This window comes from Bradyrhizobium sp. UFLA05-108, from assembly GCF_059803455.1.
On the sequence record NZ_JBANAZ010000282.1, the window covers coordinates 1 to 511 of the forward strand.

1 protein-coding gene and 1 pseudogene are annotated in these 511 nt (G+C 67.7%); one reads left to right on the plus strand and one right to left on the minus strand.

Features of this window, described 5'->3' with window-relative positions; genetic code table 11:
- Positions 1 to 13: 13 nt before the first annotated feature.
- A pseudogene (locus SO140_RS46490) lies at positions 14 to 166 on the plus strand (LysR family transcriptional regulator); the annotation flags it as partial.
- Positions 167 to 183: 17 nt separating this feature from the next.
- On the opposite strand, the gene SO140_RS46495 reads toward SO140_RS46490, so the two are convergent.
- Positions 184 to 511, minus strand: a 328-nt coding sequence (locus tag SO140_RS46495; protein WP_498544281.1) for an ethanolamine ammonia-lyase light chain EutC, incomplete at its 5' end; no start/stop codon positions are given.

Sequence of the window (511 nt, forward strand, 5' to 3'; positions counted from 1 at the left end):
GCTCGGGCTCGGCATTGCCTTTCTGCCCAACTGGGTGGTGGGGCCGGACGTGCAGCACGGGCAACTGGTGCAAATGCTGGAAGATCCGCGCCATGAGCAGCAAGGCATCTATCTGCTGCGCCCGATGGCGAAGGTGTCCGCCCGGCTGGCGGCCTTCACCGCCCTGCTGCAGCAAACCATCGGTCAGCCGCCCAGCTGGGGGGAAAGCGGCGTCACTCGTCCATGCAGGGCCGGGTTGTCGCTCTCGTCCTTCAGCTCGATGCCGCTCAGCCGCCGCTGGAACGCCTGCTCCAGCAGCCAGGCCAGGCGGAACGCCGCCTGCGGGTAATCCAGCCCCTCGGGCCGTACGTTGGAAATACAGTTGCGCTCGGCGTCCGTTCTGCGCGCGCTCGGTCCCCAGGTCAAATAGATGCCCAGACTGTCCGGCGACGACAGCCCCGGCCGTTCGCCGATCAGCATCGCCACCGCCCGAGCCTGCAGGCATTCACCGATCTCATCCCCCAGCGCCACC